Annotated in this window: 16 protein-coding genes; 13 read left to right on the forward strand and 3 right to left on the reverse strand. The window is 45.7% G+C overall.

Annotated elements, in window-relative coordinates; translation table 11 throughout:
• Nucleotides 1–5: 5 nt before the first annotated feature.
• The 3 genes from MMAH_RS00830 to MMAH_RS00840 are packed head-to-tail and all read left to right on the forward strand — an operon-like array spanning nt 6 to nt 2377.
• The gene (locus MMAH_RS00830) at nt 6–395 is read left to right on the forward strand and encodes a Zn-ribbon domain-containing OB-fold protein (protein ID WP_013036644.1); all 390 of its coding nucleotides are present in this window, start codon (nt 6–8) and stop codon (nt 393–395) included.
• Nucleotides 396–399: 4 nt separating this feature from the next.
• Nucleotides 400–915 (forward strand): class IV adenylate cyclase, encoded by a 516-nt coding sequence (gene cyaB, locus MMAH_RS00835; protein WP_013036645.1) that lies wholly within the window; start codon nt 400–402, stop codon nt 913–915.
• A 46-nt stretch (nt 916–961) separates the two neighbouring features.
• A complete protein-coding gene (locus MMAH_RS00840; protein ID WP_013036646.1) occupies nt 962–2377 on the forward strand; it encodes a sodium/glutamate symporter in 1416 nt (471 codons plus the stop codon).
• A gap of 23 nt (nt 2378–2400) precedes the next feature.
• On the opposite strand, the gene metG is transcribed toward MMAH_RS00840, so the two are convergent.
• The gene (gene metG / locus MMAH_RS00845; RefSeq protein WP_013036647.1) at nt 2401–4443 is read right to left on the reverse strand and encodes a methionine--tRNA ligase; all 2043 of its coding nucleotides are present in this window, start codon (nt 4441–4443) and stop codon (nt 2401–2403) included.
• 162 nt (nt 4444–4605) lie between these two features.
• Between metG and sppA the strand changes: the two genes are divergently transcribed.
• Nucleotides 4606–5724 (forward strand): signal peptide peptidase SppA, encoded by a 1119-nt coding sequence (gene sppA / locus MMAH_RS00850; protein ID WP_013036648.1) that lies wholly within the window; start codon nt 4606–4608, stop codon nt 5722–5724.
• A gap of 11 nt (nt 5725–5735) precedes the next feature.
• A complete protein-coding gene (locus MMAH_RS00855; protein ID WP_013036649.1) occupies nt 5736–6473 on the forward strand; it encodes a SagB/ThcOx family dehydrogenase in 738 nt (245 codons plus the stop codon).
• Nucleotide 6474: 1 nt separating this feature from the next.
• Here the strand turns inward: MMAH_RS00855 and MMAH_RS00860 are convergent, their stop codons facing one another.
• Nucleotides 6475–7401, reverse strand: a complete 927-nt coding sequence (locus tag MMAH_RS00860) for a ribose 1,5-bisphosphate isomerase (protein WP_013036650.1) — start codon at nt 7399–7401, stop codon at nt 6475–6477.
• A 118-nt stretch (nt 7402–7519) separates the two neighbouring features.
• Between MMAH_RS00860 and MMAH_RS10410 the strand changes: the two genes are divergently transcribed.
• Together MMAH_RS10410 and MMAH_RS00865 are read left to right on the forward strand one after the other, a co-directional pair.
• Nucleotides 7520–7690 carry a hypothetical protein gene (locus tag MMAH_RS10410; RefSeq protein ID WP_013036651.1) on the forward strand — a complete coding sequence of 57 codons (171 nt, stop codon included), beginning with the start codon at nt 7520–7522 and terminating at the stop codon, nt 7688–7690.
• 43 nt (nt 7691–7733) lie between these two features.
• Nucleotides 7734–9101: an aldehyde dehydrogenase family protein gene (locus MMAH_RS00865; RefSeq protein WP_048902058.1), complete on the forward strand. Its 1368-nt coding sequence runs from the start codon at nt 7734–7736 to the stop codon at nt 9099–9101.
• A 47-nt stretch (nt 9102–9148) separates the two neighbouring features.
• Here MMAH_RS00865 and MMAH_RS00870 read toward each other — a convergent pair whose 3' ends face one another.
• Nucleotides 9149–9439, reverse strand: a complete 291-nt coding sequence (locus MMAH_RS00870; RefSeq protein WP_013036653.1) for a DUF427 domain-containing protein — start codon at nt 9437–9439, stop codon at nt 9149–9151.
• Between the two features lie 77 nt (nt 9440–9516).
• Here MMAH_RS00870 and MMAH_RS00875 point away from each other — a divergent pair, with 77 nt between their 5' ends.
• The 6 genes from MMAH_RS00875 to MMAH_RS00900 all read left to right on the forward strand — a co-directional run bounded on the left by MMAH_RS00875 (nt 9517) and on the right by MMAH_RS00900 (nt 14296).
• Nucleotides 9517–10338, forward strand: a complete 822-nt coding sequence (locus MMAH_RS00875) for a class I SAM-dependent methyltransferase (RefSeq protein ID WP_013036654.1) — start codon at nt 9517–9519, stop codon at nt 10336–10338.
• A 44-nt stretch (nt 10339–10382) separates the two neighbouring features.
• Complete coding sequence (locus MMAH_RS00880; RefSeq protein WP_083774818.1) at nt 10383–11792, forward strand: D-aminoacyl-tRNA deacylase; 1410 nt, start codon at nt 10383–10385, stop codon at nt 11790–11792.
• A 38-nt stretch (nt 11793–11830) separates the two neighbouring features.
• A complete protein-coding gene (gene ftsZ, locus MMAH_RS00885; RefSeq protein ID WP_013036656.1) occupies nt 11831–12934 on the forward strand; it encodes a cell division protein FtsZ in 1104 nt (367 codons plus the stop codon).
• A 152-nt stretch (nt 12935–13086) separates the two neighbouring features.
• Nucleotides 13087–13296, forward strand: coding sequence for a protein translocase SEC61 complex subunit gamma (locus tag MMAH_RS00890; RefSeq protein ID WP_048902059.1), 210 nt, complete (start codon nt 13087–13089; stop codon nt 13294–13296).
• 4 nt (nt 13297–13300) lie between these two features.
• Nucleotides 13301–13759 (forward strand): transcription elongation factor Spt5, encoded by a 459-nt coding sequence (locus MMAH_RS00895; protein ID WP_013036658.1) that lies wholly within the window; start codon nt 13301–13303, stop codon nt 13757–13759.
• Nucleotides 13760–13807: 48 nt separating this feature from the next.
• Nucleotides 13808–14296 (forward strand): 50S ribosomal protein L11, encoded by a 489-nt coding sequence (locus MMAH_RS00900; RefSeq protein ID WP_013036659.1) that lies wholly within the window; start codon nt 13808–13810, stop codon nt 14294–14296.
• Nucleotides 14297–14337 lie beyond the last annotated feature (41 nt).

Raw genomic sequence — 14337 nt, forward strand, 5'->3', positions numbered from 1 at the left:
TATAGATGTCTGTTGCAAGATTCTGGAGACAGCAGGTACAGAGATATAATCTCGTAGGTAACCATTGTAGAAACTGTGATGAATACTATTATCCTCCGAGGACTACCTGTCCGTTTTGCAGAAGGAACGGGGAGATGGAGGAATACAAGTTCAGCGGCAAAGGTGAACTTGTAACATATACGATAATTCATTCAGCAGCTGAAGGATTTGAACACCAGACCCCGTATGTGTTGGGTATTGTGAAACTGGAGGAAGGCCCACGGCTCACATCCCAGATCATAGCACAACCAGAGGATGTGAACATCGGTATGAAGGTAAGGCCTGTGTTCCGCAAACTCGGTGAAAGCGGGGATAAGGGTATGCTCCATTACGGTACCAAATTCACACCGGCGTGATGAGATGCTTGAGGTAGAAGTAAAATCCCGTATCACCCTCTCCCATGCTCGTGAAGTTCTTGACAGGCTGGATGCAAAATTCCTGGAGACAGAGGAGCATTTTGATATTTACTATAATGCTCCGCACCGGGATTTTGCAGAAACGGACGAAGCTTTGCGTATACGTTCTGTTAATGACAGGCAGGTCCTGACCTACAAGGGTAAAAAACTGGACGAAGTAACCAAAAGTCGTGAGGAGATCCAGACTCATGTGGAAGCCGAAGCCATGATACATATTCTGGAAAGACTTGGTTTCAAAGAAACTGCGAGGGTCCAGAAGGTGAGGGATGTTTTCAAAATAGGAGACATCACCTTATGTCTGGACGAAGTGGATTCCCTGGGTCAGTTCATCGAATTTGAGATAATCTCGGATGCTGATATGGAAGAAAGCAAAAAACGCATTTTTGCGATGATGGAAAATTTTGGCCTGAAACCCGAGGATTCCATCCGTAAATCCTATCTGGAACTCGTTATGGAGTAAGCAGTCTTTCGTGATTTTCGTGTAAATTTTTGGGGGATATGGTCCAATGTCAGCCAGCACGGTAGGCCTTAGTTTAATTGTAATTGGACTGGTTTTACTTATTGGAAAATGGATACGGGTGGTATCTCCTCCCCTTCAAAAACTCTTCATTCCCAGTTCACTTATAGGAGGTTTTCTGGGTTTGTTTCTGGGTGGAGAGGTACTTGGGAATGTGGTCTCCTGGGCTGGTATCACCGGTACTTTTCTTTCAGGCGGTTTATTTCCTGAGTATATGCTTGATGTATGGATAGCTTTGCCCGGGCTTTTCATAAATATCATATTCGCTACACTCTTTCTTGGCAAAAAAATACCTTCTCTACGTCAGATGTGGATACTGGCAGGTCCTCAGATAACTCACGGGCAGACCATAGCATGGGGACAGTACGTATTCGGGATACTGGCAACTATTCTGATTTTAACTCCGTTTTTTGGAATAGATCCCATGGCTGGCGCCCTTATTGAGATATCCTTTGAAGGAGGGCATGGTACGGCTGCTGGAATGGCTGCGACTTTCGAAGAACTGGGATTTGAGGAAGCAGGCGATCTTTCCCTTGGTCTTGCAACTGTAGGTATCCTTTTTGGTGTCATATTTGGTATCTTGATGCTCAATTATGGTGTCAGGACCGGTAAAACAATGGTACTGCAAAACCCTGAAGAAATTTCTCTTGATGCAAGTCGCCAGACCGGCATAATTGATTTTGATGCAAGGGAATCCGCCGGCAAGATCACGACGAGACCTGAATCTATTGAGCCTCTTTCACTCCATTTTGCCTATGTGGGAGTTGCGATTGGGATTGGATATGTGATCCTTCAGGCACTTATCCAGCTTGAGAAAATCACCTGGGGCCAGGCAACCGATATCTACCTCATGACCTATATCCCCCTCTTTCCCCTGGCAATGATCGGGGGTATCATCCTTCAGATGTTCCTTGACAGATATGATGTCCACCAAACACTGGACAGGGGACTAATGATGAGGATACAGGGTTTGTCCCTGGATATATTGATAACCAGTGCCATAGCGACCCTTTCCCTGACAGTCATTGGAAACAACCTGATGCCGTTCATTATCCTGGCAACAGTCGGGATTGTATGGAACCTGGTCGCATTCATATACCTGGGCCCGAGGATGATGCCAACTTACTGGTTTGAAAGGAGCATAGGTAATTTTGGTCAATCTATGGGTATGACAGCAAGCGGTCTTCTGCTGATGAGAATAGCGGATCCGGATAACAGGTCCCCAGCTATGGAAGGATTTGGTTATAAGCAGTTATTATTTGAACCGATAGTAGGCGGTGGTGTGTTCACAGCTGCTTCAGTACCCCTCATATTCTATTTCGGACCAATACCTGTACTCCTTCTGGCATTTGTTGTTATGTTATTCTGGATGGGATTGGGAATATTCTATTTTGGAAAAAAGTAAAAAGGAAAAAAATCAGGCTGAAATCAGCCAATCTGTGTTCCATTCTTTGCTTCTTTTTCAGGGGAAAGCAGAATTGCACCGCCGTCTTCATCCACTCCGGCAAGCACCATGCCGAAAGATTTGACACCGCAGAGTTTGGCAGGTTTGAGATTGGCCAGTACGATTACCTGTCTGCCCTTTACTTCTTCGGGGCTATGGGTCAGGGCAATTCCGGCAACGATCTGGCGTGGTGTTTCTTCGCCGATGTCAACTTCCAGCCTGAGTAATTTGTCGGCCTTTTCGACCTTTTCAGCTTCAACAATGGTGCCTACACGCATATCGAGTTTACCGAAATCTTCGAAGGTAATTTCTTCGTTATCTGTCATTATTTGTTCTCCTTTCTTGCGGTTTTGTTTTTCATTGGCTTCTTTGACCCGCTGTGAGGCAATGGCTTCCATCTTTTCTATGGTTTCATCCTCTATTTTCTTGAAGAGGATGGAGGGTTTGTTAAGGGATGTACCCGATTCAACAGGCACGGTACCCTGGCTGTAGAGTGCTGTGTGTACATCGCTCTCCATACCGAGCTGTTTCCAGGCATTTCCGGCCTTTTCAGGAATCAGGGGTTCATAAAGCAGAGTAAGGGCTTTGCCGATCTGCATGCAGTTTTTGAGTACGCGGCCACATTCCTCTTTGTCTTCCTTTATCAGGTTCCAGGGTTCTCTGGACTGGAAATAGATATTTCCATAGGAAGCAAGGGTCATCACGCTGTCTGCATATTTTTTGAACTCATACTTTTCCATTGCCTCACTTGCCTCATCAATGGTATTCTGGATGGTTTCCATGACTTCATCATCAAGTTTACCTTCAGGAATGGCCTTGAAGTTCTTGTAGGCAAAGAGTAATGTGCGGTAAAGGAAATTGCCGAACACTCCTACAAGTTCGGTATTGGTCTTTTCCTGGAATACCTTCCAGGAGAAATTGAGTTCCTTGGTATGGGATGTGTAACTTGCCAGGTAATAACGCAACAGGTCCTGGTGGAAACCCTGCTGCATGTAGTCATCACCGACCCATACAACGTAACCACGGCTTTTTGAGAAGGTTTTGTTCTCTATCTTCACCATACCTGATGCTACCACAGATGAGGCGGGAGAATAACCAGCACCTTTAAGCATGGCAGGCAGGAATATACAGTGATGGTAGATTATGTCTCCGCCGATAAAATGTACTATTTCACCATCATCCTTCCAGTATTTTTCCCAGCTGTCACCGGTTGCATTTGCCCATTCCTCTGTGAAGGCGATATAACCTATGGGTGCATCCACCCATACATAGACGACCAGGTCATCACGACCCGGGAATTTGACACCCCATTCGAGATTGCGGGTAATACACCAGTCATCAAGTCCCTGCTTTACCCATCCTAAGGCATAGTTGCGGGCATTGGACGTACCATCAAGTCTGTCAAGGTATTCAAGCAAGTAGTCATTGAACTGGGATAATTTAAAGAAGAAGTGTTCCTGTTCCTTATACTCGGCAACCCCGCCACAGATGGTACAGACGGGATTTTTGAGTTCCCCGGGTTCCAGGTGTTTCCCACATCCCTGATCGCATTCATCACCCCGGGCACTTTCTGCGCAGTGCGGGCATTCTCCTTCCACATACCTGTCTGGCAGGAATCGATTGCATCCGGCACAATATGCGATCTCTATCGTTTTGGGGTATACGTAATCGTTTTCGATCAAACGGTTCACTATATCATGAGTGCGATTATGGTTTGTTGGATCATCGGTTGTACCGAAGGCATCGAATTCGATACCCATTGACTTGAATGTCTCATCAAAATGGCTATGGTATTTCTTGATCAGGGCCTGCGGGGTAGTATTCTGCTCCTCAGCATTGAATACGATGGGGGTGCCGTGGGTATCCGAGCCGCAAACAAAAGTAACTTCATGACCCATTTTTTTTAATGAGCGTACAAATATGTCTGCAGGAATATAGGTCCTTAAGTGACCGATGTGGGCCATTCCATTGGCATAGGGTAATCCACAGGTCACAAGTATGGGTTTATCAGGTGAAAAGCGTGACATGGTATTTCTCCGTTTGTATCAGTATTAATGGTAATAATGTGTTTGCAATGGGATGGGAGACAATTATAAAATACATTTCGCTCCTTTTCTTAAGGAAAGTGAGGGTTGTCAGAAGGTATTTGAATATTCAGGGTGATAATTGCCTTTATATAGAGGAATACAATGAACGAAAACGATCCCACCAACAATGATGAGGGCGAAAGTTTCTCGGGCAATAAGAGGTTTCTTGCAGGCAGTGATAAATCGCTTTATACGGAATTAGAAGACGAGCCGTATGAAGAACCTGTGCAGGACCAGCCCTTATCCGGTTCGCCTCCTTTGTCCCCTCCCGATGAAACCGGCAAAGGCCGGATGGATGCTCCTGAAAAAAAAAGTAATTTTGGTAAATATGCTGCCCTTATTGCAGTCCTGCTTTTGGTAATCGGTTCGAGTTTTGCAATAATCTATTATGCAGCCGGAGGGGATTTTTACCCCGATAATGACAGGGTGGCTGTAATCTATATCCAGGGTACGATGCTGACCGGCAGTGTCCCTTCAGGACTCGGCTATGCCACATCTGAGGACATCTCTTCCAGTATCCGTAAGGCAGTTGATGACGATAGCGTAAAAGCGATTGTATTGCGGGTCAACAGTGGCGGTGGTTCGGGTTCCGCATCAGAAGAGATCAATACGGAAATAAGAAAAGCCCAACAGGCAGGTGTGCCGGTTGTGACTTCCATGGGAGATGTGGCTGCCAGTGCTGCCTATCATGTGTCTTCCAGTACCGATCTGATAGTTGCAAATCGAAATACAATGACAGGCAGTATAGGGGTTATCTGGACCTTCCGTAACATGTCTGCTTATTACGAGGAGGAAGGTATCGATTTCCATGTTGCTAAATCAGGTGAGTTCAAGGATATGGGTGGAACATGGCGTGGTCTTAGCGATGAAGAAAAAGAATATGCAGACCGTGTAATAATGGAAAGTTACAATCTTTTCGTACAGGATGTGGCCCAGGGGCGCAATATGACGGTCAGTGAAGTGAAGGATATAGCAGACGGGCGAATCTACACGGGCGTCTCTGCCAAACGTATCGGGCTTATCGATGAGTACGGCAATTTCTATGATGCTATCGATAGGGCTGCTGGTATGGGTGGAATTGAAGGAGAACCCTCTATCTACTATGTGAACAAACCTTCAATTACAAACCTCTTATTTGGCTCTGAGGTACAGAATGATAACATGGTCGAGAATTTTGTGAATTATTACGAGAAATCTCCCTTTGGCAAACTTGCATATTGAAGGTGTACTGGATGACAGGAGAAGGCAAACGTTTCATGGAAGCAACCAGATTTGGTGAATTGGACCCGTCCCCTCAGATGCTGGGTCGTTCCCCTCCGCCCCTCGAAATAGCACCTGATGCAGACAGGTCCCTGATATCCCTTCCCGAAGTTGACGGTTTGGAAATGGATTCGGTTGATCTTAAAAGAGCTATTGAAGCCCGCCGCAGTATAAGGAATTTCACAGGATCTTCCCTCTCCCTTCAGGATCTTGCCTGGTTGCTTTGGGCCACACAGGGAGTAAAAAAAGTAATGGATGATGTGGCCACTTTCCGTACCGTTCCTTCAGCGGGTGCAAGACATTCCTTTGAAACCTATCTTTCGATTGGCAATGTTGAAGGGCTGGAGCAGGGTTTGTACCGATACCTTGCACTGGAACATTCAATTGTTGAAGAACAACAGGATGAGAATATCATGTCAAAGGTGGCCCATGCATGTCTGGATCAGTCTTTCGTGCACAACTGTGGGGCTGTTTTCATATGGGTTGCTATTTCTGAAAGAATGGGCTGGCGGTATGGTGAGCGGGGTTACCGTTACCTGCATCTGGATGCCGGGCATGTCTGCCAGAATCTCTATCTGGCATCACAGGCGGTAAAATGTGGTGTTTGTGCTGTTGCCGCTTTTAAGGATGATGAACTGAATTCCCTGCTTGGCCTTGACGGGGACAAACATTTCGTGGTTTACCTGGCGGCTGTGGGAAAACGGGATTGATTCATCCCATTTTTTTCAGTTCCCAGCCCAGGTGTTCTTTTATTATCACATAGGCCATCTCCGGGGGAAACGCTCCCGCTTCGGTCACGATCAGGTCAATATATTCTGATGGTGTGACATCAAAGGCAGGGTTGCTTATTTTAACATCTGGCATATCACCAAGTTTATCGCTGGGAATAACTTCATCAGGGTCACGTTCCTCTATTTCCACCAGGTCACCAAAAAGGGTAGAAGGACTGAATTTGTAGGTCTCGGCTGCAGATATGAAGTTGACACGTGCTTCATGGGCTGCCAGGGCCAGCTGGGATGTACCGATCTTGTTAACAAGAGCACCATTTACGGTTATTGAATCTGCACCCACTATTACAGTGTCCACATTTTTCATTGTATATCGCACTGCCGAGTCTACGATGAGGGTTGTGTCAATTCCGGCGTCACTGAGTTCTTTTATTGTAATAAATCCCTGTCTGCGAGGTCGGGACTCGGTCGCATAAACTTTTATTCTCTTTCCCTGCTTGTGGGCGGTTTTTATGATTGCAAGGGCTGCATGGGAATTGCAGTGGGTCATGACGGTATCCCCGTCCCGGAGGCGTTTTGCACCGATCTCTCCTATGTTATCAAGGGCATTGTCGGCGTTTCGGATAAATTCTGTGGCATTATCTAGGATCTGGCTGCGTGCCTCTTCCACAGTTTCTGCATCATAACTGCCCGCCAGCATTACCGCATTGGGAAGGGAGACAGCTGTGGGTCGGGTTTCAATAAGAATGGATTTGGCTTTTTCTACTTTCGCTACAAATTCTTCAAAGGACGAGGTTTCCAGCATTTCCACATAATCCCGCAGTGCCTTAGCAGCTGCAGTTGCAATTCTGCCTGCCCCGCGAATCTCCATTGACCGTATCTTTTCAGCCGTGTCGAGTAACTGCTGCATAGCTATTTGGATGGGATGTGGAAGGATTTATAGGTATTGTAATCCCGGCACAGTTTAATATTTTCTTTAAGGATTCTCCAAAAACTATAATATTTCACAGAACCAAATCCAAACAATCATGTCCGATGCACCAGATTACAACAATGATACCGAAGAATGTCTTTCTGAAGAGGAAGTGGAAGAATTGATGGTCAGAACTTCCAGAAAGCAGGTCCGATCGGATTACCGTCGCAGTCTGGGCTCGGAAGCCAGCAGAAGATATTGTGATCTAAATACCGGGAAGGACTAAAGGCTGGCAAAATTCCTTATATTGCAAGTACATACTTTTCTGCATGCCATCCATGGAATCAATCAATCCATCAACCGGGGAGCTGGTGGAATCCTTCTCTATGCACAATTCGGAAGCTGTCAGTGACCGCCTTGAGAACTCATATCATGCATTTCTGGATTGGAAATCCCTTGATGTCGATGTGCGGTGTGATTATCTGCGTCAGGTTGCCAGGATGTTGCGCCAGTGCAAGCAGGAATGTGCAGAACTGATCACCCGGGAGATGGGAAAACCCCTCAAACAGTCCTTGGGCGAGATTGCCAAATGTGCCCTGACATTTGATTATTATGCTGACAGGACACCTTCCTTTATGGAACCACGTGTGGAAGATACCGATGCGACCTATTCCAGTGTATTCTTTGAACCGATGGGTCCGGTTCTGTGCATAAAACCCTGGAATTTTCCCTTCTGGCAGGTGCTCAGTGCGGCTTCCCATATTCTGGCCGGTGGCAATACCATCCTGCTCAAACATTCATCCAGTGTGCCGGCATGTGCCCTGAAAATCGAAGAAATAATGCAACAGGCCGGATTGCCGGAAGGTGTATTCCAAACTCTCCTGATTGATGGCAAGACAGCTTCTTCCCTGATCTCATCTGACGAAATTGCCGCAGTGTCCTTTACAGGAGGAACTGAAGCCGGGCGCAGGGTGGCTGTGAAAGCAGCTTCATCCCTGAAGAAATACGTGCTTGAACTCGGAGGTAGCGATCCTTTCGTTGTCCTTGAAGGAGCTGACGTACAAAAGGCTGCAAAGGCGGCAGCGGCTGCAAGGTTTATCAATACAGGTCAAACCTGTATTGCTGCCAAGCGTTTTGTCGTGGAAGAATCATTGATGGAGGAATTTAAAAGACACTTCATTGAGCAAACACGTCGTATGAAGGTTGGTGATCCGCTGGAAGAGGACACGGATATTGGTCCCCTTGTACGGGCAGAAGAAATGCACAGATTGGGTTCCCAGGTGGCAGATTCCATTGAAAAAGGTGCAAAGGTTGAACTTGATGGCGGGCTGGTTGAAGGTGCAGGATTTTTCTATTCCCCGGTTGTGCTTTCCGGAATTACTGATAACATGGATGTGATGCGTCAGGAAACATTCGGGCCGGTTGCTCCTCTGATCTCCGTGAAAGATGAAGCTGAAGCGATAAAGGTTGCAAACGCCACTCCCTATGGGCTGGGTGCAAGTATCTGGGGTGGGGATTCGGATCATCTGCTGGAGATCGGTAAAAGGATTCAGGCAGGCGTTGTCGGGATAAACGGTTTCTTCAAACCGGATGCATGCATGCCCTTTGGGGGTATGAAGCAAAGTGGGGTTGGCAGGGAACTGTCTGACTTTGGCTTCTATGAATTCATGCACATCCGATCCCTGAAATCCTTCTAAACAACTTTCTGATCGAATAATAATGACCAGGGATGTAAGTGTTTGAATCAGTCGGTGATTTCCACTCCACCCCGTGTATCAAATGCCAGATATCCTTTAATGTTTGATGCTGCAGGTTTTGGTTGCGGGTAATACCACGCACCGTCCTTCAGTGTGCTATCTTCGAGCACGATATCATAATAACTGCCCTTGCCTTTCCAGGGGCAGACAGTTACTGTATCGCTGTCTCTGAAATATTCCATATTGACCGATTCCGGCGGGAAATAATGGTTTCCTTCTACTTTCTCGGTAACTTTACTATCTGCAAGTACGACTCCTTTGTATTTTGCAACTGGCATATTGAATCCACTCCTCCTGAGAATATTGGATTAATTGATTTAAATATGTAATCATCGTTTGATAACCAAGTGAAAGCATGAGTAAAAACAGTCTCAAAACTCTCGTGGAAAAGGAAGTTCCTGCAGACTTGATTGAATATATCCCTAATCGATTTGATGTGGTCGGTGACATTGCAATTGTCAGTATTCCTCCTGAACTGTGGGACTATTCTGAAATGATTGCAACAAAAGTTGTGTCTATGAGAGGTAATATCGGGACAGTTCTTAACAAAATAAGTCGAGTAAAAGGCGATCATCGTGTTTCAGATTTTAAAATTTTGCTGGGTGGCAGTACTGTAACTACACACGGGGAATTCAAATATCGCTATCGTTTGGACCTTTCGGAAGTATTTTTTAATCCCCGGCTGGGTTATGAGAGGCACAGGGTAACATCCCTGGTTCTTCCCCGGGAAGATGTTTTGGTTGCCTTTTGTGGGGTGGGCCCGTTTGCAATCCCTGCTGCTATAAGGGATGTACGTGTTTTCTGTGTCGAAAAGAACCGGTATGCATGCCACTGGCTGGCTGAGAATATACGGTTGAATAACTTTAAGGGACATATCTATCCTATAAATGCGGATGCCCGGGATATTCCGGTAATTCTTGACATGAAGTTTGACAGACTCATAGTTCCTACTCCTTATGGGCAGGATCATTTCTTTTCTTTACTCTCCCCTCTTTTGAAAGAAGGAGGTATGATGCATTTCTATACTTTTCAGGTAGCTGAGGATATAGCAAAATCAAAACAAGCCTTTAAGGATGCAGGTTACGAAATAATTGGTGTGCGAAGATGCGGCAATGTAGCACGTGGTGTCAGCAGATGGGTGTTTGACCTGAAAAAGAACCGACCAGCAAAAAGGTAAGGTATAAGGACGGCTTCAAAGTAAATTAAAACCGGTCTGTTATCATGTCACAACTGTCAATTCCAAAACCAACGATTGTATGCTCCAGTGTGGATGCTGCGAGTATGAACATAATGTCCCATCTTCTGGAAATGGATGAATGGGAAACGCAATCCTTTGAGCCTCTTTATGAGGATATAACCAGTATATATGAATCCGGAAAGTTCCTGCTTGTGGAAGTTTCCATCCACCATATCTTTCAGGACGGCCTGGACGGAAAACTGGGAGAACTTGGATTTCTTCCTTCATGTTTCATTTTTGCTTCCAAACATAAAAGTGATGATGGCCGTAAACTTCTCACCGCCCACTTTACAGGCAATCCTTCGGAGGCAAAATTCGGTGGCCATCCCGGAAAACTTTCCATTGCTTATTCCTCTGCCCTGAAACCTTTACTGATGCAGATACAGTCCTATTCTGCAGGTATGGACTATGATGTGTCTATGGAATCCACACATCACGGCCCTACAGACCTGCAAATACCTTCTATCTATGCAGAGATTGGCAGTGGTCCTGTGCAGTGGGATGATAAAGGGGCCGCAGAAGTTCTCGCCAGGTCCATACTTTCCTTCTATCCTCAAAAACTGCCAATAGCTCTGGGATTTGGGGGTGGACATTATGCAGCCAGGCAATCAGAGATTGTTCTTAGCAATAATGTGACATTTGGCCATAATATTCCTTCCTACCAGCTGAAATTTGTTGATGAATCCTTTTTTAGCCAGGCAGTGGATAAATCAGGTGCGGATTTTGTTTATATGGACAGGAAGGCCATTTCATCTTCTGATAAAGAGCATCTGGATGATCTTGCCCGGAAAAATTATCTGCTGGTTTTGAGGGAGAGTGATATTCAGCAGATTGGAAATATCCCTTGGGTTATGTTCAAGAATATCATGGTACGATCCAGGGACATAGAACCCACGACACCACCGTTATTTACAGATGTTCTCAGAAAAGATCTGGAAAACTCTTCGCCTGATGTTGTCCCGGATCCGGTTGAATTAATCATAGATGAGAGACTGATCCACTATACCTGGAAGAGTAACCCGGACCGTTTCCTGGGTATGCTGCAGGAATATCCGCTTGTATACCTGCAGAGGGACAACGGTACTTACAGGGGCTCTTTCCTGTTATTTGAAAAGAAAGATGCAGAAGACTTGCAGACTCATATAATAGATGAATGCATTAAAATACTAAAAGAACATTATGAAATTGAGTATATTAGAGAGGACAATCTATTGTATCTTACATACCGGAAGTTCAATCCGATAAAAGCGGAGAGTATAGGCGTTCCCGGAGGACCTCTGTTTGGTAAACTTGCCAGGGGAATTCCTGTTGAGGTTGATGGAAATATTATCCATCCGGATATGGTTCATGAGACAATTACAAAAGATCTTGTCCTGAAAAATATGATTCGTTGAATTCATGATTATCTTTGTGCTCGTGGAGGAAATTGAGTATGAAATCCATTGTTGAAGAGGCATTAGCTCGCTCAGCAGAAGAGAGACAAGTAAGTTCCGAACCATCGGGACCGAAGGATGTCAATGCGGAGATCGAAGCGGTTTTGAAAGGTATGCATACCAATATTAAAGTTATTGGATGTGGCGGAGGAGGTTCGAACAGCATCCAGAGGATGACGAATGAGGGAATTAAGGGAGCACAACTTGTAGCCCTCAATACTGATGCTCAACACCTTCTGAATGTTATCTGTGATAATAAGATACTGATCGGCAAGAAAAAGACACGTGGCCTGGGCGCCGGCAGTTTACCTCAAATTGGAGAGGATGCTGCACTTGAAAGTATTGATGAACTCACTGAAGTGGTCGATGGAACCGATATGGTATTCATCACAGCCGGGCTTGGTGGAGGTACCGGGACCGGTTCCGCAGCAGTTGTCGCAGAGGCTGCCAGGGATGCAGGTGCTCTTACAATCGCGGTTGTGACCCTGCCCTTTGCAGTAGAGGGAGAGGTGCGCCGCACCAATGCTGAAGCAGGACTGGAAAGACTCAGGGATGTGGCGGATACTGTAATTGTAGTACCCAATGACAAACTACTGGAAGTAGTGCCACGTTTGCCTTTGCAGGCCGCATTCAAGGTATCGGATGAAGTGTTGATGAGGGCTGTAAAGGGAATTACCGAACTGATTACCAAACCCGGTCTTGTCAACCTTGACTTTGCCGATGTACGTACCGTCATGCAGAACGGTGGCGTTGCCATGATTGGTTTGGGTGAGGCTGATGGTGATAGTAAGGCCAGCGAATCCGTTCAGAAAGCATTACGCAGTCCGCTTCTTGATGTGGATATCTCCGGTGCAACATCTGCACTTGTCAACGTTGTAGGCGGTCAGGATATGACTGTTTCAGAAGCAGAAGGAGTAGTTCAGGAAGTCTATAGCAGGATAGACCCTGGTGCAAGGCTTATATGGGGTGCACAGGTCGATCCGGAGCTGGAACACACAGTACGCACAATGATAGTCGTGACAGGTGTCAAATCACCGCAGATATATGGCCCCGGCGGGGCAAAGAACGTTACAAGGAGGTATGGAATAGACTTTGTGGGATGATTTTCCTGCATTTTCTATTTTGGATATCATATTCCTCCAATCGAAAGATATTTTACATATAAGGTTATGTGAGTGGCGCTATAGTTTTATAGCATAATTTTACTCTAACTACTTCCATACCAATTATTCAACGTTTATCGGTTGTGGATATTTTGGCAGAGAACATATTAAAATCAGCAATGAACAATCGCAGTGTCAGCCAGATCCTGAAGTCCTATTACAGGGTGCTGAAACTTGCCAGAAAGCCTGCACGGGACGAGTTCCTCATGATCTCAAAAGTTGCAGGTGCAGGGATTATAGTAATCGGCATTGTTGGCTTTGTGGTCTATATTTTGCTGACCGAATTGCCGACATGGGTGTAACTCTATGAGTGAAGATAGCGCTATATTCGTGATAAAGACGACTGCAAACCAGGAACGCTCAGTTGCCGGAATGTTGGCCAAAGTGGCCAAAAAGGAGAATCTGGATATACGGGCCCTTCTTGCACCGGATGAGCTTAAGGGTTATGTACTTGCGGAATCTTCCAATCCAGGTGAGGTCGAACAGGCTATTCAGACAGTTCCACATGCAAGGGCTCTTGTGAAAGGTCAATCGAGCATGGAAGAAATCATGCATTTCCTGACTCCCAAACCGACGGTTACAGGAATCACGGAAGGCGCGATCATAGAGGTTACTTCAGGTCCTTTCAAGGGAGAAAAAGCACGTGTCAAACGTGTTGATGAAGGACATGAAGAAATCACTGTCGAGCTTTTCGATGCTGTGGTACCTATCCCCATCACTATTCGTGGGGATACAGTGAGAATACTCCGCAAAGAAGAGGAGTAAACCCAATTAAAAATAATTATTTCAATCAAAATTAAAAGGTGATGATTAATGTCAAGTGTTGTTGAAGCATTGGTTCCCGGCGGTAAAGCAAATCCGGGTCCACCACTGGGCCCGGCGCTCGGACCATTGGGTGTGAACATTAAGGAAGTTGTTGACACTATAAATGAAAAGACCAGTGATTACAATGGAATGCAGGTTCCTGTAAAGGTCATTGTGGCTGATGACAAAAGTGTGGAGATAGAAGTAGGTACTCCTCCAACAGCCGCTCTTGTCCTTCAGGAAGCCGGTGTCGGGAAAGGCGCAGGTGAAGAAGGTAGCAGTGAAATTGTAGGAAATCTCAGTATCACCCAGCTTGCCAAGATAGCCCGCATGAAAAAGGATGACCTTCTTTCCTATGAAATGAAAGCAGGCATCAAGGAAGTTCTAGGTACATGTGTGCCAATGGGAGTTACCGGTGAAGGAATGGATCCCCGGGATTGCCAGAAGGCAATTGATGAAGGTAAATTTGATGAGGCACTTGCCTCTGAAGCATGGTAACTCCATGCTTTTCATTTGACCGATAGGTTTAAAAATAATTG

It is taken from the genome of Methanohalophilus mahii DSM 5219 (assembly GCF_000025865.1).
In the GTDB taxonomy this organism is placed as follows: Archaea; Halobacteriota; Methanosarcinia; order Methanosarcinales; family Methanosarcinaceae; genus Methanohalophilus; species Methanohalophilus mahii.

Coding starts and splice junctions, on each gene's coding strand:
- MMAH_RS00840 (WP_013036646.1), top strand. CDS start 962: ATGTCAGCCAGCACGGTAGGCCTTAGTTTAATTGTAATTGGACTGGTT.
- MMAH_RS00880 (WP_083774818.1), top strand. CDS start 10,383: ATGTCACAACTGTCAATTCCAAAACCAACGATTGTATGCTCCAGTGTG.
- MMAH_RS00865 (WP_048902058.1), top strand. CDS start 7,734: ATGCCATCCATGGAATCAATCAATCCATCAACCGGGGAGCTGGTGGAA.
- MMAH_RS10410 (WP_013036651.1), top strand. CDS start 7,520: ATGTCCGATGCACCAGATTACAACAATGATACCGAAGAATGTCTTTCT.
- MMAH_RS00895 (WP_013036658.1), top strand. CDS start 13,301: ATGAGTGAAGATAGCGCTATATTCGTGATAAAGACGACTGCAAACCAG.
- metG (WP_013036647.1), bottom strand. CDS start 4,443: ATGTCACGCTTTTCACCTGATAAACCCATACTTGTGACCTGTGGATTA.
- MMAH_RS00855 (WP_013036649.1), top strand. CDS start 5,736: ATGACAGGAGAAGGCAAACGTTTCATGGAAGCAACCAGATTTGGTGAA.
- sppA (WP_013036648.1), top strand. CDS start 4,606: ATGAACGAAAACGATCCCACCAACAATGATGAGGGCGAAAGTTTCTCG.
- MMAH_RS00870 (WP_013036653.1), bottom strand. CDS start 9,439: ATGCCAGTTGCAAAATACAAAGGAGTCGTACTTGCAGATAGTAAAGTT.
- MMAH_RS00830 (WP_013036644.1), top strand. CDS start 6: ATGTCTGTTGCAAGATTCTGGAGACAGCAGGTACAGAGATATAATCTC.
- ftsZ (WP_013036656.1), top strand. CDS start 11,831: ATGAAATCCATTGTTGAAGAGGCATTAGCTCGCTCAGCAGAAGAGAGA.
- MMAH_RS00860 (WP_013036650.1), bottom strand. CDS start 7,401: ATGCAGCAGTTACTCGACACGGCTGAAAAGATACGGTCAATGGAGATT.
- cyaB (WP_013036645.1), top strand. CDS start 400: ATGCTTGAGGTAGAAGTAAAATCCCGTATCACCCTCTCCCATGCTCGT.
- MMAH_RS00900 (WP_013036659.1), top strand. CDS start 13,808: ATGTCAAGTGTTGTTGAAGCATTGGTTCCCGGCGGTAAAGCAAATCCG.
- MMAH_RS00875 (WP_013036654.1), top strand. CDS start 9,517: ATGAGTAAAAACAGTCTCAAAACTCTCGTGGAAAAGGAAGTTCCTGCA.